Below are 25,859 nucleotides of genomic sequence, written 5' to 3'. Positions count from 1 at the left end.
TTCACACTAGAGTTTACCAACATTAACCCACATAGCTTAAACCACGCATATAAAAAAACACAAACATTCTCTCTACCAAATGTAAAGAGAGTGTTTGTTTTATTTAATCTTTACTTGGAAAAATCCTTTAATTAACTCTTCCATTCATCCCAATAAATGTTGATATAATCGGTTGGAACTGCATTATTTTTGCTATTAGAGTTTACCACGTTGCCAGTTTGCTTTACCTTAGTAAAATTTTTTGAATGCGATTCATTGCTTTTCATTTCTCCAATAAAATCTTTGTTTTCCATCCATTATTCTCCTTTCTATCCATACACACCTTATTGTTTCACCAAATAATAAATTTTATTTTGATAAAAAAAGGTGATACTAACCGAAAAGGAGTGAAAATCGATGACAAATATTATGGACGGAATGGGCCAGGCTCGGTTTAACTCAGGTAATCCTAAACAAACCACCCCCGAGAAAAAGAACACGAAGGAAGAAAAGAACATGCCAACCGTTATAAAAAATTTGAAAAATGGATCATAGCAAACTTAAAGAGAACTAGAAGTATATATGATACATTTGGTGGTCAAGGTACCCCCACTAACGGTTGACGGCAATTCATCTCCACCTGATTTGTTAGGCTAACGCCCTTAACACAAATCAGATGGAGTCTTCTTGCCTAAAAGGATAAACAAACGTTGTTTCAAAAAGCTTTGCAACTTTTCGAAGATATTATTGAAAAAAATCCAACATGAAATTAAACCTATACATTCAGTCAAGTTAGCGATTAGAAGATTATTTGAAATGACAGTAATCTCTGATCATATCCAAAACAACTAATGATAAAGAGAAACTTCAAACATCATGAATTCAAATTTTGCTGTATTAGATTGGCATTTTTAAAGGTTGTAATTGAAATGAATGCCGATGAAAGGTTGCACAATCCGATGGGTACATTACATGGATTAAAACACAATAGACTCGTACTGTGCAACTACAATAATTCTTTAGGAGTATAGTATTCGCATTCCAACTTATTAAAATCTTTTTTATCCCATGTTAATACAGGAAGTTTACTGTTAGATTTGCTCGATATTAAAGCATCAGCAAAATCAACATTCTTATCCGAATACATTTTCAGTGCAATGATTACATTATCTTCCTCTACTTCAACATTTTCAGATTCAATTACATCTAATAAATACTCAGTTATTTTTGGTTTATCCAATTTATAGAAAGACTTTAGCAACCAACAACTTTCAGCAATTACGACAGTAGGGATTACTAAAGTTAATTCATTTTTTTCAACCTTCTCTACAAGCTTCACTATAGTATTAAATTTAATTGGATCATCTTTAACTAGCAGTCGTATAAGAACATTTGTATCAACTAGAAATTTATTCATGTTCGAATCCCTCTGATAGAATATGTTTAGACGCTTCTTCGTGAGCAACTTCTCTCATTTTTTCAAGGTCAATTTCCTCTTTAGAAGTAATTCTGCCAATTGCTTGACTTAATAATTTTTTCTTAACCGGTTCTATTCTTACTTCATCGTTTTCTATTAAAAATTTAAATTGGTCACCCTCACTTAAACCTAACTTTTCTCTAAGTTCTTTTGGTATTGTTATTTGTCCTTTACTCGTCATCTTCCCGCTAACTAATTCCATTTCAACTTCACCCCTTACTTTATTTTTAGTATTACTATCATTATAAGTATTACTAAAATATTTTGCAAATTCAATTGAATAATAAAATTCAAATATGCAACTTTGCCCTTTTCTTGAACTTTCCTACTGATTATTAATTTTACCCGTTTCAACTAGCTGTTTTAATCCTAAGAACATTAACTTCTAGCTTATTAAAGCTAGAAGTTACTAAACGCAAAAAGAATGCCATGAACTTCATGACATTCTAATGAAGAGTAAAGAATTTTTCTTAAACGCTTGTATCTTATACTCTAGTGCGATGAACCGTTGTTTGAAGCATTTTTTCTAAAAACTTATGAAAGTGGCAGAAGCATTGCTAATTCGTCACTTTAACAGGGATTTGCAATTCATTGATTCTCGATCCGTCTTTTGCACTTTCTTCAAAAAGGATCACTCTACCTGATTGATTTGCGACTTCATCAAATTCAATGATAATCTCGAATTCTCCCCAACCAGGCGCACCTTCAGTAGCTGTCGTAAATCCTTCATCGAGAATAAAATGTCCGTCTTCAAATTCGTATAAAACCGTTGCTTCATATACCCTCGCTAATCCTCGTACAACAAAACGGTCTTTTACTTCCGTGTTTGGAGCAGGTTCATAAATTTTGAAAGCAACGTTTTCCAATACAATTTCAGGTGACTTTTTTTCATCAATCCATAGGTAGCTGTTTGGATCGCCTGCAACGATTGGATCACCCGTAAAAAGATGACCGAGCAACGTTTCACCGACTCTACCTTCTACTAGGATCTGCGTTCGATCAAAGCCAAATTGCTGCATGATCATCGACAGCTGTTCAGCAATCATGAGTTCTCCCGTTGAACCGAGATTACTTTCCTGAATCGCTTTTGAAAAACTAACATGAGCAACCCCGTCAACGTCTTCAACATATTCAATGATCACTTCCGAATCAATTAATCCTGTTAATTCTTCGTGATCAGGACCTTTTAACCAAGCTTCAAGTGCAGTCTTTGCAACATTCTCTCCTGTTCTAACATCTATTTCTGTTTCAATCCGATAAGTGCCCATTAAATCATGGTCTGAGAAGTATAATATCACTTGATGGGTTTCACTCTTTTCATCAGGTGTTGGCACCAATGTCGACTCATCAAGAGATGGTTCGTCACTCAATTGCTCTTCTTCATCTCGACCATTTTCCTCCTCCTCTGAAACACCTTCTCGTGCAGGAACTTCTTCTTCTAATGGGATGTTGATTTCCCCTTCATCTTCATGATGGGGTTGTTGTTCCACATCCTGTACGCAAGCGCCTAAAATGACAAAACAACCTATAATCATTATCCAGCGCAACCAGTTCCTCATCTCGATAACCTCCCTGTTTGTTAAGCATGATCTCTCCCCTGTTTTTTAATATGCAACTTTTAAATGCACGGCTTAAAAAAGGTGTTTCAGAGAAGAAATAAAACATTGTCCTATCGGATAACATTATTGAGTATTGAGACAACTCTACTCTTGATGGGATTTCAGTGGGTGAATCAAGCCTTCACTCCATTGTATGTAAGACCTGAATGGGATATTAAGTGAAGTATTAATTTACATGTAATACTATTTTGATTACAGGAGGGCTTAGCTGAATAAGAAAATAATAAGACAAGTGCTTACTATCTAATCTTTTTACAAACATAAACCATTTGATAACTATCATCTGATATAGGGGTTTCATTCCAATCTTTGTAAACACTTACTATTTCAAATCCATTTCCAAATAAAATACGTTCCATTTCTTTTGGAAAGACGTATCGTAAACTTATATTTGTTCTTACTTCATCGACTACTTCTTCATCATTATTTATAAATTTTCTTATTGTTGTGTTGTGTTGCACTTGATTTATGGAGTCATATTGACTAATCGTATATACATCAACTTTATTTTGAGTCTCACTATCTATGTAAGTTTTCCAATATTCCTCTGAACTTGGCTGTAATAATTCCTCTGTATTTGGAAACCTTGTTCCAAATATAAAAGTTCCACCCGTTTCTAAATGCTTATTTACAGAAAATAACAACCCATCTTGAGCTTCGTTTGTAAGGAAATGTTGAAATGAATTCCCTACGCAATAAATCAGATTACTTTTTACATTCAAATCTAATTTGGAACAATCTTGTTCTATCCACTCTATTTGTAAATCAAGATTAGATGTTTTCCTTTTTGCTTCATTTAACATTCCTTTATGAAGGTCAACTCCTATCAAGTTATATCCCTTACTTGCCAAAGGAATAGTTGCTCTTCCTGTTCCACAAGCTAAATCAATTATTAAACCCTCTGTCTTAGATGCCCATTTATCTATGAATTTTACATCTTCTTTATATACTTCATTCTCTTGATCATACAATACGGGGTTATCGTATTCTTCAAAATTATCTAATGTTGATTTCTTTGTCATTAAATTTCTCCCTTAGTAAATATAGTTTTTTAGTCAATTATAAATAAATTATTAGTCCACTGTAAAACTTATCCTCGTTACTTTCTGTAAAGCTTTAAACAAAGTCGGTTAAAAATTAAATACCTTTGTTTCACTGTAAGATTTAAAAACGAAAGACGACCACCCATATAAGTGATCGCCTCTAAGATGTTTAATCAATTACCAGTATCATTGCACTGCGCAGCAAGTGAGGTTCTTCTTTAACATAAGCTCCCTCTAGTTTAACTAGAAACTTCTATAGCAAGACCATATAACCTTATATAGATTTAAAAAAAACAAACGTATAAAGCAAAAATTGGTGGGATGAGTCCAGTTTAATACTGCCTTCACACCAGCCAATTAACTGCTTAGTAAAACTCTAACTTTTTGGGAGCACACCCGTCTAACGTCCTACTTCGCTTTTCCCTTGAATGGGGACACTTCTACTGTTCCCCCATTCCATCAAGATTCTTTGATTCAAAGTTATCGAGCAATTCACGCACTTCATCTGTTGACTCCGTGATCATTAGTTGATTTCTTAATTTACTTGCTCCTTGAATTCCTTTGACATATATCTTAAAAAAGCGATGAAGAGCCTTAAACGGACGTAGCTCTAATTCTGAATATTTATCAAGGAGATCCAGATGTATTCGTAAAAGATCAAGTAATTCCTTACTGCTATGATCTTTCGGCTCTTTTTCAAAGGCAAATGGATTATTGAAAATACCACGGCCAATCATAACCCCATCAACACCATATTGATCTACGAGTTTCAAGCCAGTTTGACGATCAGGAATATCCCCATTGATCGTCAAGAGTGTATCTGGTGCTACCTGGTCACGAAGTTTCTTAATTTCAGGGATGAGCTCCCAATGAGCATCTACTTTGCTCATTTCCTCTCTTGTCCGCAGATGAATGGAAAGATTAACAATATCTTGTTTCAATATGTGCGTCAGCCATTCGTGCCATTCGTCTACATCCGTGAAACCAAGCCTTGTTTTTACACTTACAGGCAATCCTCCTGCTTTTGCTGCTTGTATTAAATCTGCTGCAACTTCTGGACGACGGATAAGGCCACTTCCCTTCCCATACCGTGCCACATTAGGTACAGGACAGCCCATATTGATATCCACCCCCCTAAACCCAAGTTTCGCCATACCAATACTCATTTGCCGAAAGTATTCAGGCTTATCTCCCCATATATGGGCTACAATTGGTTGTTCATCCTCTGTAAAAGTCAAACGTCCGCGTACACTTTGGTTTCCCTCTGGATGACAATAACTCTCACTGTTTGCAAACTCTGTAAAGAACACATCAGGTCTGGCTGCCGCGCTTACTACATGGCGAAAAACAACATCCGTCACTTCTTCCATTGGTGCCAGTATAAAAAAAGGTCGTGGTAAATCACGCCAAAAATTATCTTTCATATTCAAATTCAAATCCTCTCATTTAGGGATACCAGGCCAAATCCTTATCCCGAAATTAAAACCAAAATGTCCCTGCTTCTTTTACACTTATACCATGCTTAAGCAATTTTTATCAAACAGATAGGTAATGTTTATTTTAACTGCACATTACGAATGACGATGATTGGATATTTATGTTAAAATGCATATAGAGATTGTGAGGAAATGTTCTTACACGAACTAAGCAGTTTAGTGAAGAAGTCATACTTGGAATAATGTTAAATTCTTTGCTGGTCTTATCCTAAGCAATATTTGGTATATTACTATTTTACTTGCATTCCTATTAGCAGTTATATTTACAGTCTTTATTCAACAGGAAACCAGAATTGAAGAATTGGAAAAGAAAGTAGAAAAGTTATTGAATTACAAGCCAGAATAGAAAATTTATTTGCAATTGAAATGTTGATATTTAATGTGGATTAATTATAAATGATTTGGCTAATCTGCAAATTCGGTGATTGTTGAATTTTATAATTAAAGTTGTTAGTGGCAGCACTGTTGTAATGGCAGATCCTACTGTTTTGTAGAAGATTGTAAGGGAAGCAATTCATAACATGAGAGGGTATAAAAGATGGACTCATTACTTTGGATATAAATGCAAGTAATGGTCCAGTTTATTATACTGGGCCATTTTTCTATACAAAAAGCACAGCATTCATACGTGAATTCCAACATCAAATAAACGACCAACTATTGTTGTTCGTATTACTTATCCAACATATATGTAAGTTAACTAAAATTGTTTAATTTTTATACAAACTTTCTTTTGTAGTATTCACGTAATTCTAGTGCATTATCTTCCCATTCTATTGGTCGACCATGGATTAATTGACCAAGGACATCTAAGCATCTGTGCCATCCTGCAGCTATATATATCGCCATTGCTTGATCATCAAACGTATGGCAAAACGTCATGGTGCACCCTTGATCCGCTACATGTATGCTCATGTCTAACAAATCATCAACTTCCCGAAAACAAAAAGAATATGGAGGATTTAATTCGGTAATAACTGCCTCATAGATTGACCCTTCACCATCATCGAACTTTATCTTTCCACCAACACAAAGATCTATATCTCCAGTTGCAAATGGATACCACTGAGTGAAATGATCAGGATCCGTTATAGAACGAAATACTTTTACAGGACTAAATGGATATTTACGTTCAAAAACCAAAACGTTTCTTTCTTCTTTTTCATGGAGACTGCCATAGTTACTCATGAATGTTACCACCTTTATATAAGAGTGCCATGAAGAGGGCCTGAATCAACAAAGTTATAAAATACTAGAAAATAATTAAAATCACCGAAACCTATTCGAATGTTAAAATACTAAAAACTTTGGTATTCCTAGATCAAACCATTATTAGTGAGGTCTAGATGGGTCGAATCCAACTATCCCATTATTTTTTCCTTTCAGGAATAAAAACTGTAGCAATTGTCCTTCTACGCCTCTTATGGTTTGGTTCGTTATCTGAATATCTTTTTACCACAGCAACGAGGTCCTTCTTTAAATTAGAAAACTCATCATCATCTAAAAATAAATCAATGTGACGATAACCAAACCCATCTTTCTCCATATCTAACTCATCACCCTCTAAATACTCTTCAACACCTTGCATGAGATTGGTGAAATAAGTCATAAAATATTTCATATGTTCTTCCTTACTCAATTCATGGGCTTCCGAAGTAGAAAAAGTAGCAGAGTCTCTGTTTAATGAATATGTTCGTTCAAATGTACCTCTAACCTTCCTCTCATTTGAAATGTATATCACATGGCTATCTGTTAACACCTTTAATTGCCTATATAATGTAGCTTGTGGAATATCAGGAAGCCACTCCATTAGTTCTTGAACTGTTAGTGATCGTTTTAATAATGATTGAATAATTCGCATTCTAACTGGATGTAAGATAACATCTCCCTTTGACACTTTTTTACCTCCCTGCATGATTTCTCTCTAGCCAATTCGTAATGATATGCATTAGGTCGGGATGTAATCGTTTACTCGCTTGCGCTTGATATACGCTTTTTACTTTTTGAATGGAAACATCACCTTCTTGATACCTTAAAATATGATTCATTCCTTCAATCACATGTACTTCCGATGGTCCATTAACAAGTTCAGGTACTTTATAGACATTTTCAACTTTCGTTTGTATATCTTTTGTACCATTGATCGCAAGGACAGGACAAGTGATATTTTCCATTGAACCATAAAGGTCAAATTGGAAATGCTCTCTAAACCATTTAGCTGGTAGCTTGGCAAAAAGTTGAACTCGAATTTCATCTTTGTCACTCTTAGACATTTTAGCGAAAATCTTTTGAGTTTTCTTTTCTGCTTTATTTGTAATTTTTAATTTTTTTATTAACCAACCTTTGATTCCTGACTCATTATTTAATTCTTCATAAGCTAATTCTCGCTGATATTTAGTCGCTTCTTCTATTGTATCAGCAGCTCCTGCGATAAGAATTAACCCCGCTAGTGATGCTCTCTCATTAAGAGCCGTCGCTAATATTGTTCCTTCACTATGACCTAACACATATACCTGCTCTTGATCAACGTTAGTAAGATTTCTTAAAAACTGTAATGCACTTTCAGCATCATCAACTAAATCCCATAATCCAACTTTGTTTAATTCCCCTTCACTTTCTCCAACACCTCTTTTATCATAGCGGAGGGAAATAAATCCTGCTTCAGCTAATCCATCTGCAATCATTTTATAAAGATTAAGTTGTAATTTAGGCATGTTCCCATCCCGGTCACCTGCACCCGACCCAGCAATTAATAAAACTGCTGGAACCTTTTGTTCAGTCGATTCGGGAAACGATATTGTTGCACCTAACAAGGCTTTTTCTTCGATTTTAATTCGTTCTTCTCTTCTATTCATCATAAATTACCTCCTATATGGGCCACTGGTATAATATTATCATTATCAATAATGATAATATTATACCAATAATGACCCATTTAGTATACTGTGAAAATTTTGAATGGTTGTTTTAAACCGACTTATTCATCTATCCCCCATAAAACACCTATGTTAATTCTTCATTTATGTCTAGATGTGTTTTTCTTGAGAATGGCTTGTTTTCACGTTAAAAGTGTTTCCTCATTCAATTATATAACAAAGCAAGTGCTTTCTAGCGCTTCGAGTCGGCTTGCGCAAGAGTATGAGAATGTGTTGGCATAATTCAATTTCCTTCAATTTTCAGTTCATTTAGCTTTATGCTTTGTTACTTGATAAAATAGAGAAATTTACAACGCGATGTTCATATTGTGTTAGATAAAAATTTTTCTTGCCGATCAATATAGCCCTTTTAATAGAGTAAATGTTAATGTGATTAATGTAATTCCAGGTATGAGTGCTTGAACAGGAGAAACATATACTTTGTCATTAAGAGGAGGAACAACTATGACATAAAGAAAAAACAACAATTGTATTATTTAGTGGCGATTATGACAAAGCAATGCATCTCTCCCGATTCTCCTAATCGAACAGAAATATAGTATTTGTCACATTGACAAGGTACTTTTCGATACAATCGGCCATCCCCTATGAATCTTTTGTCCTTTATTCATTGTATCAAAGAGTAATTGTGAATAGGGATGCTTAAGTTGCTCACGTTCCCAATGAGTGAAGGTCTCTACAATTTCCCCTTGGTACATTACCGCAAGGCTCCCTCCACCAGGTTCTAATTCAACCTCATTTTTATCAAAAAATTTAACCCCTAGTGCCGAAGCCATTCCAGCACCACCATCATTCGTCGCACTACCGCCAATTCCGATTGTTATTTTTTTACATCCCTTATCCATTGCACTTTTTATTAACTGTCCAGTCCCATAAGTAGATGTTTTCAACGGATTAAGTTTATGAGATGGCAACAATGTGATACCTGGAGCTTCAGCCATTTCAATAATTGCCGTCATTCCATCACCCAACATTCCCCACTTTGCAGTAACAACTTCTCCAAGAGGACCTTGCACATGTTCTGTATAAATCTGGCCATTCGTATTTGAAATTAATTCGTCGATCGTTCCTTCCCCTCCATCTGCTAAAGGTTAACAATCGATAGTTGCTCCTGGTAACGATTGTTGAACTCCCTTCTTCATACAGTGTGAAACATCGAGGGCTGACAAACTACCTTTAAAGAATCAGGTGCGATTAAAACTTTCATTGGTTTCACCTCATAACTATTATTATAATTCTACTGTACTACATTTCAGCCGAAATACCTTTTCCTACAAAAGAACAATTCTAAACCTATAGAATATGTGATAGTTTAATAATACAACTGAAGAAAACGGGAGCTCCATAGTAAGGGGCTGAGAGGACAACTAGTACTGTTGTCGACCGTGAACCTGATCTAGGTAATGCTAGCGGAGGGATTTTGTAGAATACATATGTCCATTCGACCGCTTTTTGGCGGTCTTTTTATTTGCACAGCTCCATTCATAGTGACTATGACTGATGACAGTCGAGTTAACATGGCCAGCTGCAAAAATAAATATGGATTACTAACTATTCTTTCATATTTTAATTTCCCCTCCTCCATGATCGGTTCAAGCAACATGAACTAAATCAATCTTAGGAGGATTTTTTTATGTCAATGCTTAACCCATTTCCAAACAGTAAGAAAGGTTTTATTGATATAGATAAAACAAAGGCTGTAGAAATCTTTGATACATCAAATAAAGAACCACTACGAGCAAGACAAGGAAAAAATGTAACACAACTCCACTATGCTAAAAAAGGAATCATAACTCCAGAAATGGAATTTATCGCCATCCGTGAAGGGTTAGACCCTGAATTTGTGAGATCTGAAGTGGCTATTGGAAGAGCGATTATCCCGTCAAACATCAACCATCCCGAAAGTGAACCGATGATTATCGGTCGTAACTTCCATGTGAAAATTAATGCTAATATTGGTAACTCTGCCGTTAGCTCATCTATTGAAGAAGAAGTTGAGAAGATGACTTGGGCAATTCGTTGGGGCGCTGATACGATTATGGACTTATCAACTGGGAAGCATATACATACTACAAGAGAGTGGATTAGTCGAAACAGTCCAGTTCCAGTGGGGACAGTGCCTATTTACCAAGCACTCGAAAAAGTAAATGGAGTAGCTGAAGACTTAACATGGGAAGTTTATCGAGATACATTAATTGAACAAGCTGAGCCAGGCGTTGATTACTTCACAATTCATGCGGGGGTTTTACTACGCTATGTTCCACTAACAGCTCATCGCTTAACGGGTATTGTTTCTAGAGGAGGTTCCATCATGGCCGCATGGTGACTTGCTCACCATCAAGAAAACTTTCTCAATACTCACTTCGCTGAAATTTGTGAAATCATGAAAACATATGATATCGCTTTTTCATTAGGTGATGGTTTACGACCAGGTTCGATTGCTGATGCTAATGATGAATCTCAATTTGCTGAGCTAGAAACATTAGGCGAATTAACCAAAATTGCTTGGGAGCATGACGTTCAAGTGATGATCGAAGGACCAGGCCATGTTCCAATGCACAAAATTAAAGAAAATATGGATAAACAACTTGAAATTTGTAACGAGGCACCCTTCTATACACTTGGTCCATTAACGACGGATATCGCACCTGGATATGACCACATAACTTCAGCAATCGGTGCTGCAATGATCCCCTCATACGGTACTGCGATGCTTTGCTATGTCACACCGAAAGAACATTTAGGCTTACCGAATAAAGATGATGTCCATGAAGGTGTTGTCACTTATAAACTTGCTGCCCATGCGGCTGACTTAGCAAAAGGTCATCCAAATGCACAGAAGCGTGACGATGCGTTATCGAAGGCGCGCTTTGAATTTCGCTGGCGCGACCAATTCAACTTATCACTCGATCCTGAAAAGGCAATGAGCTTCCACGATGAAACATTACCAGCAGAAGGTGCTAAAACTGCTCATTTCTGTTCAATGTGCGGCCCTAAATTTTGTAGTATGAAAATTTCACACGATCTCCGTCAAACCGCAAAAGAAAAAGGCATCGATAAACAAACATTATTAATAGAAGAAATGGATAGGAAGTCAGAAGAATTCAAAAAACAAGGAAGTAAAATTTACCGTTAAATGCGTAAGTGAGAAAATAGTGAAACTAAGATGTAAACGGACTGAGATACCGCTATTGAGTATTGTTTGAGTTCTTTTCTCATAATTTTCATCAAATAAGGTCTTCTGTGCTGCTAGAATAAAAAGTGGACACCCCTTTAACGAACATCATTATTGGATATGATGATAATAACAAGGAGGGGTTCCCCATGGGTGAACATCGGCAAAGGTATAATGAAGAATTTAAACGACAAACAGTTAAATTTGCACAAGAACAAAAGCAAAAGAAAACGATGAGAGATATTGCACAGGAATTAGATATTCCGCTTAGTTGCCTACATCAGTGGATGACTCAATATCGCGAGTTTGATAATGAATCACTAACAAGTGAAGAGCGGCTTCGTCAGTTAGAGCAACAGCTACGTGATAAAGATCGCCAATTAAAAGAAAAAGACCAAGAGATAGCCGCCACAAAAGAAGAATTAGCTATTGTAAAAAAGGCGGTGCACATCTTCAGCAGACCACGGCCATGAGGTTTGAGTTCATTGAGAAGCATCGCTTCGAATTCTCGGTGATGAAGATGTGTAAAGTGCTAGAAGTATCTCGGTGCGGCTTTTTCAAGTGGCTAAAACATGAGGTCAGTAACCAAGAACAACGTAAAATAAAGGTTCAAGAGCGCATCAAATACCATTTTTACGATAATGACGAGTGTTACGGTAGTCCTAAAATCACTCAAAAGTTATTAAATGAAAACTACACTATTAGTGAGCGTACAGTCGGCAAATACATGAATGAGCTTGGATTGCGTTCTTGCGTTTCAAAGAAATTTAAGGTAGTAACAACTGATTCTAACCATACGAATCCAATCGCTCCAAATAAGTTAAACCAGGAATTTAACATAGCTACTCCTAACAGAGTCTGGGCATCAGATATCACTTACATTCCTTGTCGTGAAGGGAAGTTATATTTGGCCACTGTTTTAGATCTTTGTACTCGTGAAATTGTAGGCTGGAGTCTGAAAAGTCACATGGCAAATGAGCTCGTTTTGGAAGCGCTGGGTGATGCATATGAGTCTAAAAAGCCAGAAAAAGGATTAATTCACCATTTAGATCGTGGAACACAATATACGTCTAATGACTATCGCCAAAGACTTGAAAGCTATGGTATGGAGGCAAGCATGAGTCGGACTGGAAACTGTTATGACAACGCTTGTGCAGAATCATTTTTCAGTATTTTAAAGAAAGAGCTCGTACGAGGTCGTCGATTTAAAACCAAGCAACAAGCGTATAACGAAATTTATCAGTATATCGAGTTTTTCTACAATAGAAAAAGGATTCACGGGTCTATTGGATATGTGCCACCAGTTCAATACGCAAAACAATTTACCGGACAATCAGCTTGATCTTACGCACTAGGTTAGGCAGTGAGGTTCCTTCTTCACCTAACCATCTACCAGATGATAGAGTGGTTGGGTCAAGCGGTTTGGGCTTGATGCATCCACGGCATCATCTATGCTTTTAAAAAATGAAGAAGGGCCTACTGTTTTTGTAATATGACAAAACTAAAATTCGTTATTTAGGTGTCCACTTTCTTGACATAGGTCCAGAATAACAATTGAATTTTATTTATACAAACCATTAACTAATATATCTAGGGCATACGGTACTCTAACCCCTTCTGCAGCGGCTGACAATGGAATGACGATAAACTCTTCATTCTCAATAGCAGTGACATTTTCAAGCGCTGGGTGTTGAAGCAACGTCTCTTTTTTCTCTTCAGCAGTTGTTTCACCATAATCTACAATGATGATTACTTCAGGGTCACGATCAACTACTTCTTCCCAACTAACTTCAGCCCAGTTTTTATCAATCTCACTAAAAATATTTTCCGCACCAGCTAACGTAATTAATGAATTCAAGAAATTTTGTGCAACAGTAAACGGTGCTGTATCTCCACTATCAAAGACAAACACTTTCTTTTTTTCTGTTACTTCTGGGATGTTTTTCTGAATTTCTTCCAACTCTTCTTCCATTGAAGCAATTAATTGTTCTCCTCTTTCTTCCACATTGAAAATACGGGCAATATTGCGAATATCTGTATAAATATCATCAATGGATGGACCGATTTTTGTTGAAGACTCGTGTAAATAGGCGTTAATACCAAACTCTTTTAATTGCTGTACTGTCCCAATATTGTCTTCACGAAATGCACTTGCCCAGCCTGCATAAGCAAAATCTGGTTCTTCTGCTAAAAAGACTTCTTGTGATGGATATTGATCGGATAATACTGGGATCGCCTCATACGCTTCTTTAAAGTCAGGTAATACTTCATCATCAAGGTATGCCGTACCAACCATAAATTCTTCTAACCCTAACGCTAACATCACTTCTGTAACGTGTTGATTTAACGTGACCGCACGCTGAGGTGGCTCTGTAAAGACTAATAGTTCCTCATTATTTTCAATTTCAACTGTTTCATATACACTTTCTTGAGTTTCCTCATTTGACGTTTCTTCCGATAGAGACCCTGTTGTTCCTTCTGCTTCTTGGTTTGAACTCGCCTCTTGTCCACATCCAACTAATAAGGTTGCTGTTACTAGGCCTAATAATATCGTCTTCATTTTATTTATTTTTTTCATCTTCATTCTCCCTAATCGTATATTTTGCAATAATTGTCCAATGGCTACTTTGCTGTTGGTTTGTTATATCTCCTTGTATAGGCAATGGATACCCGCCATTTGTCCATACATTAGATTCATAAGCACGTAAATTTCGTGTTGGATAATTTAATTCTTCCTCAAGTGTTTCATCTCTTTTTAATTGAGCAGTGTTTTTAACTAAGTGGGGCATTAAGCTAGTGACCATAGTATTTGGGTTTGTCGTTTGAAAATTTTCATGCATTCCGAGTACTTCAAACCCTTCTATCTTTAATAAATAACTTAATTCTCGAGGAAGAATTAAACTGTACTCTCGGTCTACTTTAAATTCTGATTGTTTCATGTTTCGCTCATACGTTTCATACGTCATCGTCGTTTCGAAAATTTGTCTAGATAAAAATGTTTTCCCATGAATCGTTTGATAAATTCGTTTCTTCCCCCATTGTTTACATTGATGAAAATCCCACTTATTTTCATTAGGTGGGAGGATAATATCGATTGCTATAAATCCTTCATTAACTAAATGTTTTTTCACGTTTTGAATTATTTTCACCTGTTCTTCTGGTAGAACAAAATGTTGTAAGAAACCTTCTGTTAAAAGAACGTGAGTAAACTGCTCAGAACTCGAAAAACTTAAAGCATTATCTTGTAATAACTGAAGCTTAGAACTCTCACTTAATCTTTTCCTTCTTTTCTCTGCAATAGATAACATCTCTTCACTAGTATCAATACCTGTTATATCTATTCCTAAACTTGCTATTTCAAAAGCAATTCTTCCCGTACCCACACCAAATTCTAATACACTAACATTCGTAAAAGCAGCGAGCCAGTTTTTATAAAAATCCATTCCACTTTTACCAGTAAACAGATCGAAATACTCTGCTTCATGACTAATGTATGGTTGAGAATTTTGCCTTTCATGCCTTTCTCCTTGCATAGCGCATCGATTACAAAGGGTACCTGCTAATTGTTCAAAGGGAGTTCCTTTAGGAATTCCGTTTTTGGTATCCCCATTTGACTCTTCATATTGAAAGCTACAAAAATTACATTTAAACTCTCCCATTCCATCCCTCCTAATGGCTTGAAGCTAAAGGTTGTAGGCTTACTGCTTTGGATGAGTTATACGTCTTTGAATGAAATAAAACATGGATTTTTCCTGTGAGTGGATGCCTAATGATTGTCCCATCTACATGAAAAACGTCTGCTAGCAATTGTTCAGTTAGTATTTCTTCTGGAGGTCCTTGTGCAACAATTTTCCCTTCGTTAATGACCAGTAATTTGTCACAATAAGCTGCTGCTAAGTTTAGATCATGGAGAGCAGCTAAAGACGTTAACCTTAATCCTTTCACTACATCAAGAAGATGTAATTGGTGGTGGATATCAAGGTGATTAGTAGGTTCATCTAAAATAAACAATTTTGGTTGTTGAGCTAGAGCTCTAGCAATTAAAACTCGTTGTTTTTCACCACCGGATAAATCAGAGAAGTTTTTATATCTATAGTGTTCAATCCCTACTTCTTTTAATGAACGAGTGACCACTTCTTCATCATGGCTATTGTCTTTTTCTAAAAATTTTTTATGTGGATGCCTACCCATTTGCACAATATCTTCTACTGTAAAATCAAGCGGAACGGAACTTTCCTGACCAACTACTGCCACTTTTTGAGCAAACTTACGATTTTTCCATTCACTTGTATTCGATTGGTTAATTAGAATTTGACCAGTATAAGGTGTATAAATACGATAAATGGTTTTTAATAAAGTAGATTTACCACTACCATTCGGTCCAATCACGCCTACAAACTCACCATCATTTACTGAAAAATTAATGTCTTCGATAATTTGTTTTTGCTCAATTTTCGTAATGACGCTTTGAACTGTTAACTCCATTACTTATCACCATCCCCTGTTCCAAAAGAATAGTTACTTCTTCGCAACAACCAGATAAAAAATGGTCCACCACATATAGCTGTTACAATTCCTATCGGCAACTCCTGAGGAGCGACAACTGTTCTAGCAGCAACGTCTGCCCAGACTAAAAAGATAGCACCTATTAAACTACTTACGATTAATACTCTTCGGTGGTCAGACCCAACCATTAAGCGGACAATATGCGGAACCATGAGTCCAATAAACCCAATCGCTCCACTAACAGCCACCATCACTCCTGTTAATAAAGCAGTGAGTAAAATTAGAAATTTCTTAAATACATCAATATTCATCCCCAATGTTGTTGCGGTAGCGTCTCCCATTAAAAGTAAATTCAGTGGACGATATGACAGAATTAAAACGACCACACCGACTAATAAACAAAGAAAAGGTATGAGTAACTGCTCCCACTTTGCCCCTGCTAGACTGCCCATCATCCAAAACATCGCATCACGCATTCCTTCTTCTCGTGGTGCTGAAATGACAATATAACTTGTAACAGCCGATAATATCATCGAAACAGCAATTCCAGCTAGTAATAAACGAACAGTTGAAATTCTCCCACGCACTTGCGCAAGCATAAAAACAAGTAAGACGGAAACTAAGGCTCCTAAAAAAGCAGCGGTTGACAAAGCATATTGACCAAACAGTTTAAAAGCACCAAAAATAATGACGAGCGTGGCACCTACGGATGCTCCAGATGAAACCCCGAGAATAAACGGGTCTGCTAATGAATTACGTACTAATGCTTGGATCGCTACACCGACAACTGCTAAACCAGCACCGACAATGGCTCCTAATAAAACTCTCGGAAACCGAATTTCCCAAATGATCTGCTCTTGCGCTTGTGACCAGTCATTGACGATGAAATCACTTATGTATGGTATTTTTGCTAAAGCAATTTTCCATACGGTTATTGGCGAAATCGACACAGGTCCGAGCATAACTGCAACTGTCATTGAAACGATAAGGACAAAAGATAAAATAAGTACAAAAATGAACTGTGAAACCCCTAGTTTGTTCTTTTCACGTGGTATCGTTAAAGAAGTGTAACACTTTACCTCTACTTTCATTTCATTCCCCCTCCCCTCAAAAAACGCAATCATTACGATTCGACTTAGATTTTTTATCTTACATTATCACAAGATTTTTTATCAAAACCATGTTGGAATATACTCGCCATAAATCTCGAACTCTTCCTTCAAGTCCAAGTATAGGAACAGACCTATAGCACCTATACTTGGCAACTTATCGTGGATCTTATTATGAAATTGAGGTCTCGATTCCGACTTCACTAAACCATTGAATTTTTTCTCGTAACTGACGATATTATCAACTAAAATGATAGCTGGATGAGATACGTTAGCAAGTACATTTTTAAAATTCAAAATTTTATATCTTAGAAGGAGCATATTTGAGGGGTTAAGGGTTATTTAAGAAAGCCCTAAAGATTCAAAAGGCAAGACAGGATAATTAATTAAATAATTAATTAATAAAGAACCATTTTAATCTAGAATCTTAACTTCTTAATATAACATGAATAAGGATTTGTTTCCCAAAGTTAAAATTAAATAATATCCTCATTTTAAAATCCAATCTCTAAATTTTTATTTACACACCGATGATAGAATTGAGCCATAAATATTTCTAAAAAGTGATAGTTTTCCTCAAAGAATAATTAGAAATCGTTTATTTTTTTAATACTCCTTCCACTGTATTATTTGTTCTTTCAAATTTTTCAGTTCCATAAAAGTGACTAACTTTTGGTTCATATGACACTCCTTCATACAAAGATTTTACAAAAGCTGGAGCATCATCAGGTTGAAATTGTTTATACCATCTCCCCTCTGGATACTGCACTACGACACAGGTATCTTGACATCGACCATTACACTTTGTTCTCGTTGTATGGATCATATTATCAAGTTCCCTTTGACTAATTTCCTTTCGGATACTTTGCGTTATTTCCTCGGCTCCGTTTCTCATACAAGTAGAACCGTTACAAATAAGAATATGATGTTTTAAATGTTCAAAGTTCCAAGTTGCCATGAGTATCTCTCCTTTTTTATGATAAACTTCCCCTTACTAACTAAGTTCTCATTCTAACAAAGTTATCGTTGTCGTTGTAAAAGAACGAAACTAAACTTATAAATATTTTATATTACAATAGGTTTTTAATTTAGATTTTTCTTTTCAGGAAAAAAGTATATTTTATTGTATAAATGGGACAACTCAATGTTGTCCCATTTATACAGCCTTATTGATTAATAAAATACCTCATCTCTTTTTCCAGTAAGAAATTCATTGGTACGTGTATCGACATCATGCTTGTTTAATAGTCCAGTTTCCAACACAAGTCGCTCCAAAGCGGATAGCCAATGTTCATAGTAATTCCACTCAGTATCTTCCTTCTTTTCACTTTTCTCCCACGCTTGGATCTCCTCAATTAATCGACTTCGGAAATCCTCCCATGTTGAATAACGCTTTTCCTGGTATAAGGCAATAGCCATACCAAACGAGCGGTTTTCCCAAGGCTCTTGGAACTGTAATTCCCCGTTTTTTCTAGGTGGTGCGACTTCCTCGGACATAGATGAAATTACTGACTCAGGTCCATTATTTTCGCATTTTTTTTCCATTATTATCACCCTATCTCACTTTGGATTTTGTTGGCTCTACTAAAGCAACACCAATCATAGAATCTCGATTAACGATTTCTGCAAGTTCTTCTTCCGTCATGCCTTCCGTTCCCTCAGGTCTTTGTGGTAATACTAAAAATCTCATTTCAGAACTACTGTCCCATATTCGAATTTCAACATCATCCGCTAATTCTAGTCCAAATTCTTTAAGGACCTCCCTTGGCTCCTTTACAATCCGAGAACGATAAGCCGGTTCTTTGTACCATGCAGGAGGTAAGCCAAGCAAGGTCCACGGATAGCACGAACATAGTGTGCAGACTACTACATTGTGTACAGTATCTGTGTTCTCTACTACCCGTACATATTCTCCCTGCAACCCTAAGTATCCAAGTTCACCCAATACAGTTTCTGGTTCTTCCATTAATCTTTGTTTGAAAACAGGATCTGTCCAAGCCTTAGCTACTACCTTCGCTCCATTCATTGGGCCAAGCCCATGTTCATAGTACTCTACTACACTACTAATCGCATCAGTGGAAAGTAGTCCTTTCTCTAATAGTAGTGATTCAACAGCTTTTGCCCGCGCCGACCAAAACGTCTCTGGATGTGGATGGTGATGTCCATTATGATTATGACCCATAGTAAAATCCTCCTATTTTCTATGATTAGTTTGATGCAGCTTCTAAATAACCTTCCCAAAGATCGATATTGCACACATTTTTTTCCTTTATACCCCATAATTCTTCTGCCTCAAAACGTACTCGATAGAGATATTGCGGATTTTCTCCTCTTCCATGAGCGCTATCATCCGGAAAAACATGGGCTCCGTATACCTCATCGATTACTCCATACTTATTACGTACATAACCGGCCAATCTTGTATGACCAGAGGTATGCAAGTCTCTTGTCTTTACTCTGTCTCCTACTTTAAATCGAGCAGGAAGCGCTACCTCACGTTCGTAAGATCCTCCGTGTAAAGCCACTTGTTCCACTAGCTTCACTAATTCGGGATTATTTCTGCTTGGTATTTTAGTATCGGGATCATTGAGGAAAGTTTGTGTCCGGGATTCAAGTTCTTCGGCATCCAGCACTCCTTTTTCTACTAAGTTTTCTGCGATTGTCGCAATCCAGTGACCATAATATCCTGAAGCCAGATAGTCTACCGGTCTCATTCGTTCAATACCATGCCTAAATTCATCAAGGTTATACATTCCTTGTCCTACAGTTACAAACAAAAGCCCAAAAGCAGTCCTCTCCCAATCCTCATAGAAAAGACGCTCATTTTCCAAACGAACAACTTTTCCGAATCCGTCCTTGCCACCCAAATCATGGATACCATCCATTTAAATACCCCCTAAATTATTCCAAGTTTATTTTTAATTGAAACAAACTAAAATTTTAGGATTATCAATTTGCCTCAAGGTTACACATTTGTAGCAGTGAGCTTGCTAATTGTCTGAAAGGCATGGGCAACACGTAAAACTATGTCATCTTCACCAACTCTTCCCACAATCATCATCCCAACAGGTAACCCCTCAGATTTTCCACAAGGGACATTCATTGCTGGATGCCCCGTAATATTAAATGGTGCAGTATTATTGATCATTTCTAATGCCTTGGTAATAATCTCTTCTCTTGGTGCATCTGAAGAAGGAATTTTTGTTGCCTTCATCGGTACAGTAGGCATGATTAGCACATCATAATTTTTGAGAGCATCATCATAAGCTTGTTTTAATTTTCTAGCTATATTTTGTGCTTTAGCATAATACTTTCCGTTATATTGTTCATGCATATATTGTCCGAGCAAGATTGTCATCTTAGTTGTTTCTGAAAATTCATCTGCTCTCGTTTTACGTGCTTTACCAACAGCATCTAGATATTTAGTGCTATAATGGCCCTTCCAATTGTTCCCCATACTATTTTCTTTTACCATTAAGGAAGTAAGACCTTCTATACCAATTCCATTCCATACATGAACACCGTCCCTATGCATTGGGATAGATATATCTTGTACAATTGCCCCAGTATTTTCTAAAGAAAAGGCAGCGTCTCTTACTAAACGATCTACATCTTCTTCAGAAAGCCCGTCCCAACCAAACCCTTCCTTGACGATTCCAATTTTAATATTTTCTGTATTACCAATAAGTGAATCTGTATATGTTTTTATTTCTAGGCCTGATTGCCTTGGATCTAACCCATCATCACCTGCTATCACTTCAAGCAACAAAGCCACATCCTCAACCGTTCTAGCGATAGGACCAGCATGATCAATCGTCATTTCAATAGGAGCAATTCCAGTATAAGGAACTAATCCAAATGTAGGTTTGAGACCATAAACACCACACCAGGAGCTTGGTAATCGAATAGATCCTCCCTGGTCACCACCTATTGCCATGTCAACTTCACCCGTAGCAACCAATGCTGCACTTCCACTAGAAGAACCTGCCGTTGATCTTGTTATATCGTATGGATTTAAGACTGGTCCCGTGGCAGAAGTGTGACTAGCGCCAGATAGGCAAAAATCTTCACAAACAGCTTTACCAACGATTTCTCCACCTGCATCTAGTATTCTACTGACAATAGTAGCATCCTCATCAGGAACAAAACCTTCTAAAATAGCTGAGCCATTCATCATAGGTACACCTGCAAGACTTACATTATCTTTTAAAACAATTTTTTTGCCTACTAATTTTCCAGTACTGTTCCCTTTTACACTAGTTTTCCAATACCATGCATTGTATGGATTTTCTTCACTACTAGGTCGATGTCCTGAAGTTCGTGGATATTTTACTGGAAGATTAGGTTCTACGATTTGATTTAAACGGTTGTAGGATTCAAGGGTACCCTCTATTAATTTTTGATATGAAGATAAGTCATCATTTGTGAGGTTAAGATTAAATCCTTCTGCAATTTTCTTTAACTGTTCAATAGTTGGTCTTTTAATAGCCATTGATTAGCCTCCTTCAGCAAGTAGGTAGATTGTTAAGTTTTACTATAGACAATCATTGTTGTTGATCTCCGATAATAACTGTTTTTAAACATCCATCACCTCCTCAAATCTACTTCTTATTTTTTAAAGCTTCTTGTTACCCTTTTATAAAGATTACTATTCCCTATAAAAATCGAGGAAGTTTTTATAACCTTTATGGACTTTTCAATAGTTATATTATCTTAGGTATTATTTTATTAAACCTTGGTATCAGTATCTTGACCATAAGCGAACTTCAACTTGTCCATTAGTGCACACTTACTCGTAAGACGATAAGATACCTTACATTTTTTTACAATCTTTAACGGAGAGAGTATCTTTCCTTTGCAAACTATGGAACTTTGTTTATGTTTGATATTAGCCTTCGAAGCGGGTACTCACATATGAAATGCACCGCATAATTTCACTTTGTTATATCCTCTCCTACGATGGAAAGGTACCAAACCATCACCTGAAGAGAGAAAAAAGATGATAATTTACTAGGAACTCAATACAACCTCTCATGCTCAAATAAATTCGCGAATCCTATAATATTCTGTCTTGCTCATCCTTTCACAAAGTATAATATTCCTAATAACCCCCAAAAGCAGATAAGGTTGAATTTTCTGAAATTTATTTGACGTTGGGACTCAAATATATTATTGTAATTACTAAATAGCAAAAATAATAAGACGGGGTTTTACAACATGAAAGTTAGGAGGTGGAGATAAACGGTTGGATTACAACATCAAAGTGTAGATAGAGTCTTCTGATAACAGGTCCAAACAATCAAGGCTTTCGGGAATTTAACAATTCGACTTTTGTTAATATTGCTGGAGCATACATCCTTACACTAACAATTAATCCAATATAATTGTGGGAATTTCTTAGGATTCTTACGCTCCCTGTTACAAGAAACCCAACCACAAGTGATTCATAATTTGGTATATATGGTAATTTAAGCGGCTCACTTTTGTTATGTTTCCACTGGCTTTTTCTTACAAATACATTTTTTTGCATGAGATAATATCACACACTGCTTCTTCTAAATAATAATGCATCTTAAAATTATACACTAGTTAAACTTTAGAATTTACAACTTAACTGGAGGGATTAGATTGAAAACAATATTGACTACTAAACAAGTAGAGGAACGGGAACGTTTCGAATATTGGCATGATATAGTTGGTAATATTGTAAGGCAAGATATGTTTCAACTATCCTCTCAGACGTTTTCAGGTCAAATTGAAAGTGGATATATAGAAGATGTACAAATTTCTGAATTAACTTCGTCCCCATACCATGCTGTTCATTCGCAGCGTCAGTGTGAGGAAGATAATTTTCTCATACTTTTACAAACTGAAGGCATAAGTTATACCGAGCAGGATCAACGTATGGCCAGACTTCAGCCAGGTGATTTTATCCTGTTTGACTGTACCAGACCTTATGTATTTCATGGTGAGCAACCGTATAAACAACTTATTCTCAAGTTCCCTCGCTCGTTGCTTCATGCCCGCTATGGTCAAACGAAGCTGGTTACATCAGTAAAGATGCCTGGGACACAACATCCAGTTAACTCCATGGTATCGACATTCTTAAGAAATTTGGCAACCTCTTATCTTGATCTCGACCCCCTCGCCAGGATAAGAGTAGCAGAATGTACTATGGATTTACTGGCGACTGCATTTAGCACTGTCTCCAGTGTTAAGCTTAACGAGGTTTACTCCATGACCAACTTTCATCGGGAGCGTGTCCGATCGTTTATCTCTGCCCACTTGGCCGACCCAGAACTCACGCTTTCCTTGATAGCCTCCAGCCTAGGAATTTCTATCCGATACCTTCACAAGTTATTCGAACCTGAAGGACAATCGGTAGCCGCTTTTATCCGTGACCGACGCTTGGACAAATGTCGCCGAGACCTCGGTGACCCTAAACAAATTCAACGTACCGTTACAGATATTGCTTTTCAATGGGGCTTCAATGATGCTGCCCACTTTAGTCGCACTTTCAAGCGCCGTTTCAAGGTAACTCCAACTGAATACCGCACCACCGCCTTGAACACATTCAGCGCTCAAGTATAGTAGTAAACTTCTGCGAATAAAAGCTTCTGTATGTTGAGCAACATGGATTAACTTAGTTAATATAACCTTTATGTCCAATCGTTTGCCATATGGAAAAAATTATTACCCCATCAGTAACAAATACTCTTTTCTGTTATAGACCAAGTGAGATTCATATTGAATTCATCGCCAATTCAAAAATACCTTACCCGGGAATTCTATCATTGGCGATTATTGTGAATTGGTAAAGGTATACTTCATGTATGTATAAGTAGATTATTATTAAAAAGAGAAGTACTGGTAACACTTCACCCTGCAACTGCTACCTTAAGAGTGGTAGTTGTCCATGCATCTATTTATTTATGAAAGTCACCCTTTTACCTCCTACGGAGCTGGGCGGTTTTTCATTGTCAGGTACCCACCACACAAAAAAGACCCTACCCATCTCCAAAAGATGGTAAGGTCTTCTAGAAGATTGCCCGATATTCATTTTTTCGTACCCATTTATTCTTCTTTTCTCATTTTTAAAACAAGCTTTATAATGGCTAGACAAATGAGCCAGATAAAATTTTAATTCAAAACGGTCCTCTTGGACGATATGGATTAATGGTTTGTTCTCTTGTTTCATTTTTCTCTTCTCCTTCTTAGTAATCTTGCTGTTAGTATTTCCATGCTTGTACTTTACTAGACATGCTCATTATTAATCTTTAAATAGATTGATAATAAGCATGTCTATTATTCCTCTATTTTTCTCAAATTAAAGCTAAGAATCCCTAATCAGTAAAAAGGATAAACCGACTCCTCCTGTTTACGCGGAATCATCAGCTTATCCTTTCATGGATCACGGTATATTAGTGAAAAAGCGACAACATCTTCTTTAATACTTCATTGTTTACGGGTCAACAGAAATTTGTCCTGATCCCTTAAGATTACGTTTACATATCTCTTAAAAGTCATAAGCATTTAATGCATTCACACTATGTGCTAAAGCCGAGCCAGCTTTTAAGGCAGTCGCTACAAAAATAGTCTCTGCCAGCTCTTCACGTGAAACCCCTAATTTCTTTGCACTTTTTGTATGGACTTCAATGCAATACGGACAACCTGTTACATGGGCAATCGCAATCGCGATTAATTCCTTCTCTCTTTCGCTTAGGAGCCCTGGCTTCATTGCTTCCATATCAAATCTATTAAACGCACGAAAGGCTTCAGGACTTAATTCATTAAATTCCTTGAACCGGGACATATTAGATTTTTGATAAAGATCGCCTTCATTGTCGCCATCAAATGCTGGTAATGCATTCAACCCATGAGCGATGGCAGAACCCGCTTTTAATGCGGTCGCAACCATAATCGCTTCAGCCATTTCTTCTTTTGACGCTTCTACCTTTTTTGCAGCAGTTACGTGGGCATCAATACAATAAGGACAGCCTGTAACATGTGCAACCGCCACAGCAATTAACTCTTTCGTTTTCCTCGGAATCAGCCCGTCAGATAGAGCTAACTTATCAAATTCAAAAAATGCTTTAAATGTTTCTGGGGAAAGCTTTGATAATTCTGATAATCTGCGAATATTTGATTTTTGATACAAACCATTCGTTTCCATTTTTCCTCACTCACCCTTATTTTGAATTTTTGAAATTCCTAATGTATTCGCCACCGACCCATTGAGTCAAGAACATAATCGATGAATCAACAACAAACTAAATGAGCTTGAAAATAACCGCAATACCAATACTTAATGCTGAGTCGGACAATGCACCAGCTTTGGCAGGATACTGAACATGTCCCCAAGTCCCGTTTTTGTTGATGATCCCCCGCTGTCAATCATGTAAATCTATGCCGTTACATACGACTATTCATCGGATAATCAGAAGGATGCCACATTAGCAATTTCTTCTGGAGCTCCATAACTACCCATTGGAATGGACGAAGTAAACAATTTCACCACG

The 25,859-nt window shown here is 36.7% G+C and carries 24 protein-coding genes, 2 pseudogenes and 1 riboswitch; of the genes and pseudogenes, 5 read left to right on the top strand and 21 right to left on the bottom strand.

The features are described from left to right. Nucleotides 1-131: 131 nt before the first annotated feature. On the bottom strand, nt 132-293 hold the full coding sequence (locus BK574_RS27300) for a hypothetical protein (RefSeq protein WP_158211508.1): 162 nt from the start codon (nt 291-293) through the stop codon (nt 132-134). Nucleotides 294-396: 103 nt separating this feature from the next. Between BK574_RS27300 and BK574_RS27295 the strand changes: the two genes are divergently transcribed. Beyond that, nucleotides 397-534: a hypothetical protein gene (locus BK574_RS27295; protein WP_158211507.1), complete on the top strand. Its 138-nt coding sequence runs from the start codon at nt 397-399 to the stop codon at nt 532-534. A gap of 451 nt (nt 535-985) precedes the next feature. Here the strand turns inward: BK574_RS27295 and BK574_RS02910 are convergent, their stop codons facing one another. The 9 genes and pseudogenes from BK574_RS02910 to BK574_RS02870 all read right to left on the bottom strand — a co-directional run. Then, nucleotides 986-1,396, bottom strand: a complete 411-nt coding sequence (locus BK574_RS02910; protein ID WP_078427424.1) for a PIN domain-containing protein — start codon at nt 1,394-1,396, stop codon at nt 986-988. Then, nucleotides 1,389-1,658, bottom strand: coding sequence for an AbrB/MazE/SpoVT family DNA-binding domain-containing protein (locus tag BK574_RS02905; RefSeq protein ID WP_075386577.1), 270 nt, complete (start codon nt 1,656-1,658; stop codon nt 1,389-1,391). Before BK574_RS02905 ends, BK574_RS02910 begins: the two co-directional genes overlap by 8 nt. A gap of 355 nt (nt 1,659-2,013) precedes the next feature. After that, nucleotides 2,014-3,015, bottom strand: coding sequence for a Gmad2 immunoglobulin-like domain-containing protein (locus tag BK574_RS02900; protein ID WP_078427423.1), 1,002 nt, complete (start codon nt 3,013-3,015; stop codon nt 2,014-2,016). 299 nt (nt 3,016-3,314) lie between these two features. After that, nucleotides 3,315-4,097: a class I SAM-dependent methyltransferase gene (locus BK574_RS02895; protein ID WP_078427422.1), complete on the bottom strand. Its 783-nt coding sequence runs from the start codon at nt 4,095-4,097 to the stop codon at nt 3,315-3,317. Nucleotides 4,098-4,558: 461 nt separating this feature from the next. Continuing rightward, entirely contained in the window at nt 4,559-5,542 is a 984-nt protein-coding gene (locus BK574_RS02890) for a tRNA dihydrouridine synthase (RefSeq protein ID WP_078430764.1), read from the bottom strand. A 789-nt stretch (nt 5,543-6,331) separates the two neighbouring features. Then, nucleotides 6,332-6,802: an SRPBCC domain-containing protein gene (locus BK574_RS02885; protein ID WP_078427421.1), complete on the bottom strand. Its 471-nt coding sequence runs from the start codon at nt 6,800-6,802 to the stop codon at nt 6,332-6,334. Between the two features lie 181 nt (nt 6,803-6,983). Continuing rightward, nucleotides 6,984-7,511, bottom strand: coding sequence for a helix-turn-helix domain-containing protein (locus BK574_RS02880; protein WP_158211506.1), 528 nt, complete (start codon nt 7,509-7,511; stop codon nt 6,984-6,986). 4 nt (nt 7,512-7,515) lie between these two features. After that, nucleotides 7,516-8,472 (bottom strand): alpha/beta hydrolase family protein, encoded by a 957-nt coding sequence (locus BK574_RS02875; protein WP_142247874.1) that lies wholly within the window; start codon nt 8,470-8,472, stop codon nt 7,516-7,518. Nucleotides 8,473-9,095: 623 nt separating this feature from the next. Further along, nucleotides 9,096-9,629, bottom strand: a pseudogene (locus tag BK574_RS02870) (glycerate kinase); the annotation flags it as partial. Nucleotides 9,630-9,873: 244 nt separating this feature from the next. Continuing rightward, nucleotides 9,874-9,985: riboswitch (TPP riboswitch) on the top strand. Between the two features lie 288 nt (nt 9,986-10,273). Here BK574_RS02870 and thiC point away from each other — a divergent pair. The 3 genes and pseudogenes from thiC to BK574_RS02855 form a co-directional block, all read left to right on the top strand. Further along, nucleotides 10,274-11,686 (top strand): annotated as a pseudogene (thiC, locus tag BK574_RS02865) (phosphomethylpyrimidine synthase ThiC); the annotation flags it as partial. A gap of 188 nt (nt 11,687-11,874) precedes the next feature. Further along, nucleotides 11,875-12,198, top strand: a complete 324-nt coding sequence (locus BK574_RS02860) for a transposase (protein WP_078427418.1) — start codon at nt 11,875-11,877, stop codon at nt 12,196-12,198. After that, nucleotides 12,195-13,067 carry an IS3 family transposase gene (locus BK574_RS02855; protein WP_078427417.1) on the top strand — a complete coding sequence of 291 codons (873 nt, stop codon included), beginning with the start codon at nt 12,195-12,197 and terminating at the stop codon, nt 13,065-13,067. The genes BK574_RS02860 and BK574_RS02855 overlap by 4 nt, the downstream gene beginning before the upstream one ends. A 219-nt stretch (nt 13,068-13,286) precedes the next feature. On the opposite strand, the gene BK574_RS02850 is transcribed toward BK574_RS02855, so the two are convergent. The 9 genes from BK574_RS02850 to BK574_RS02805 form a co-directional block, all read right to left on the bottom strand. Next, complete coding sequence (locus BK574_RS02850; protein ID WP_078427416.1) at nt 13,287-14,303, bottom strand: ABC transporter substrate-binding protein; 1,017 nt, start codon at nt 14,301-14,303, stop codon at nt 13,287-13,289. Next, on the bottom strand, nt 14,287-15,384 hold the full coding sequence (locus BK574_RS02845; RefSeq protein WP_078427415.1) for a methyltransferase domain-containing protein: 1,098 nt from the start codon (nt 15,382-15,384) through the stop codon (nt 14,287-14,289). Before BK574_RS02845 ends, BK574_RS02850 begins: the two co-directional genes overlap by 17 nt. 10 nt (nt 15,385-15,394) lie before the next feature. After that, nucleotides 15,395-16,210 carry an ABC transporter ATP-binding protein gene (locus tag BK574_RS02840; protein ID WP_078427414.1) on the bottom strand — a complete coding sequence of 272 codons (816 nt, stop codon included), beginning with the start codon at nt 16,208-16,210 and terminating at the stop codon, nt 15,395-15,397. Beyond that, complete coding sequence (locus BK574_RS02835; protein ID WP_238458103.1) at nt 16,210-17,208, bottom strand: FecCD family ABC transporter permease; 999 nt, start codon at nt 17,206-17,208, stop codon at nt 16,210-16,212. The genes BK574_RS02840 and BK574_RS02835 overlap by 1 nt, the downstream gene beginning before the upstream one ends. Nucleotides 17,209-17,938: 730 nt before the next feature. Then, nucleotides 17,939-18,298, bottom strand: coding sequence for a (2Fe-2S) ferredoxin domain-containing protein (locus BK574_RS02825; RefSeq protein ID WP_078427411.1), 360 nt, complete (start codon nt 18,296-18,298; stop codon nt 17,939-17,941). Between the two features lie 215 nt (nt 18,299-18,513). Continuing rightward, nucleotides 18,514-18,885: a nitrile hydratase accessory protein gene (locus BK574_RS02820; RefSeq protein WP_078427410.1), complete on the bottom strand. Its 372-nt coding sequence runs from the start codon at nt 18,883-18,885 to the stop codon at nt 18,514-18,516. A 10-nt stretch (nt 18,886-18,895) separates the two neighbouring features. After that, nucleotides 18,896-19,522, bottom strand: a complete 627-nt coding sequence (nthA, locus tag BK574_RS02815; protein ID WP_078427409.1) for a nitrile hydratase subunit alpha — start codon at nt 19,520-19,522, stop codon at nt 18,896-18,898. 25 nt (nt 19,523-19,547) lie between these two features. Continuing rightward, complete coding sequence (nthB, locus tag BK574_RS02810) at nt 19,548-20,225, bottom strand: nitrile hydratase subunit beta (RefSeq protein ID WP_078427408.1); 678 nt, start codon at nt 20,223-20,225, stop codon at nt 19,548-19,550. 80 nt (nt 20,226-20,305) lie between these two features. Then, a complete protein-coding gene (locus tag BK574_RS02805; RefSeq protein WP_078427407.1) occupies nt 20,306-21,832 on the bottom strand; it encodes an amidase in 1,527 nt (508 codons plus the stop codon). Between the two features lie 1,136 nt (nt 21,833-22,968). Here BK574_RS02805 and BK574_RS02795 point away from each other — a divergent pair. Then, nucleotides 22,969-23,931, top strand: a complete 963-nt coding sequence (locus tag BK574_RS02795) for a helix-turn-helix domain-containing protein (protein WP_078427405.1) — start codon at nt 22,969-22,971, stop codon at nt 23,929-23,931. 331 nt (nt 23,932-24,262) lie between these two features. Here the strand turns inward: BK574_RS02795 and BK574_RS02790 are convergent, their stop codons facing one another. Together BK574_RS02790 and BK574_RS02785 are read right to left on the bottom strand one after the other, a co-directional pair. Next, nucleotides 24,263-24,538 (bottom strand): hypothetical protein, encoded by a 276-nt coding sequence (locus BK574_RS02790; RefSeq protein ID WP_078427404.1) that lies wholly within the window; start codon nt 24,536-24,538, stop codon nt 24,263-24,265. A gap of 318 nt (nt 24,539-24,856) precedes the next feature. Continuing rightward, the gene (locus BK574_RS02785; RefSeq protein ID WP_078427403.1) at nt 24,857-25,513 is read right to left on the bottom strand and encodes a carboxymuconolactone decarboxylase family protein; all 657 of its coding nucleotides are present in this window, start codon (nt 25,511-25,513) and stop codon (nt 24,857-24,859) included. Nucleotides 25,514-25,859 lie beyond the last annotated feature (346 nt).

This window comes from Alkalihalobacterium alkalinitrilicum (assembly GCF_002019605.1).
Lineage (GTDB): Bacteria > Bacillota > Bacilli > Bacillales > Bacillaceae_F > Alkalihalobacterium > Alkalihalobacterium alkalinitrilicum.
This window is presented reverse-complemented; position numbering and strand designations above follow the sequence as displayed.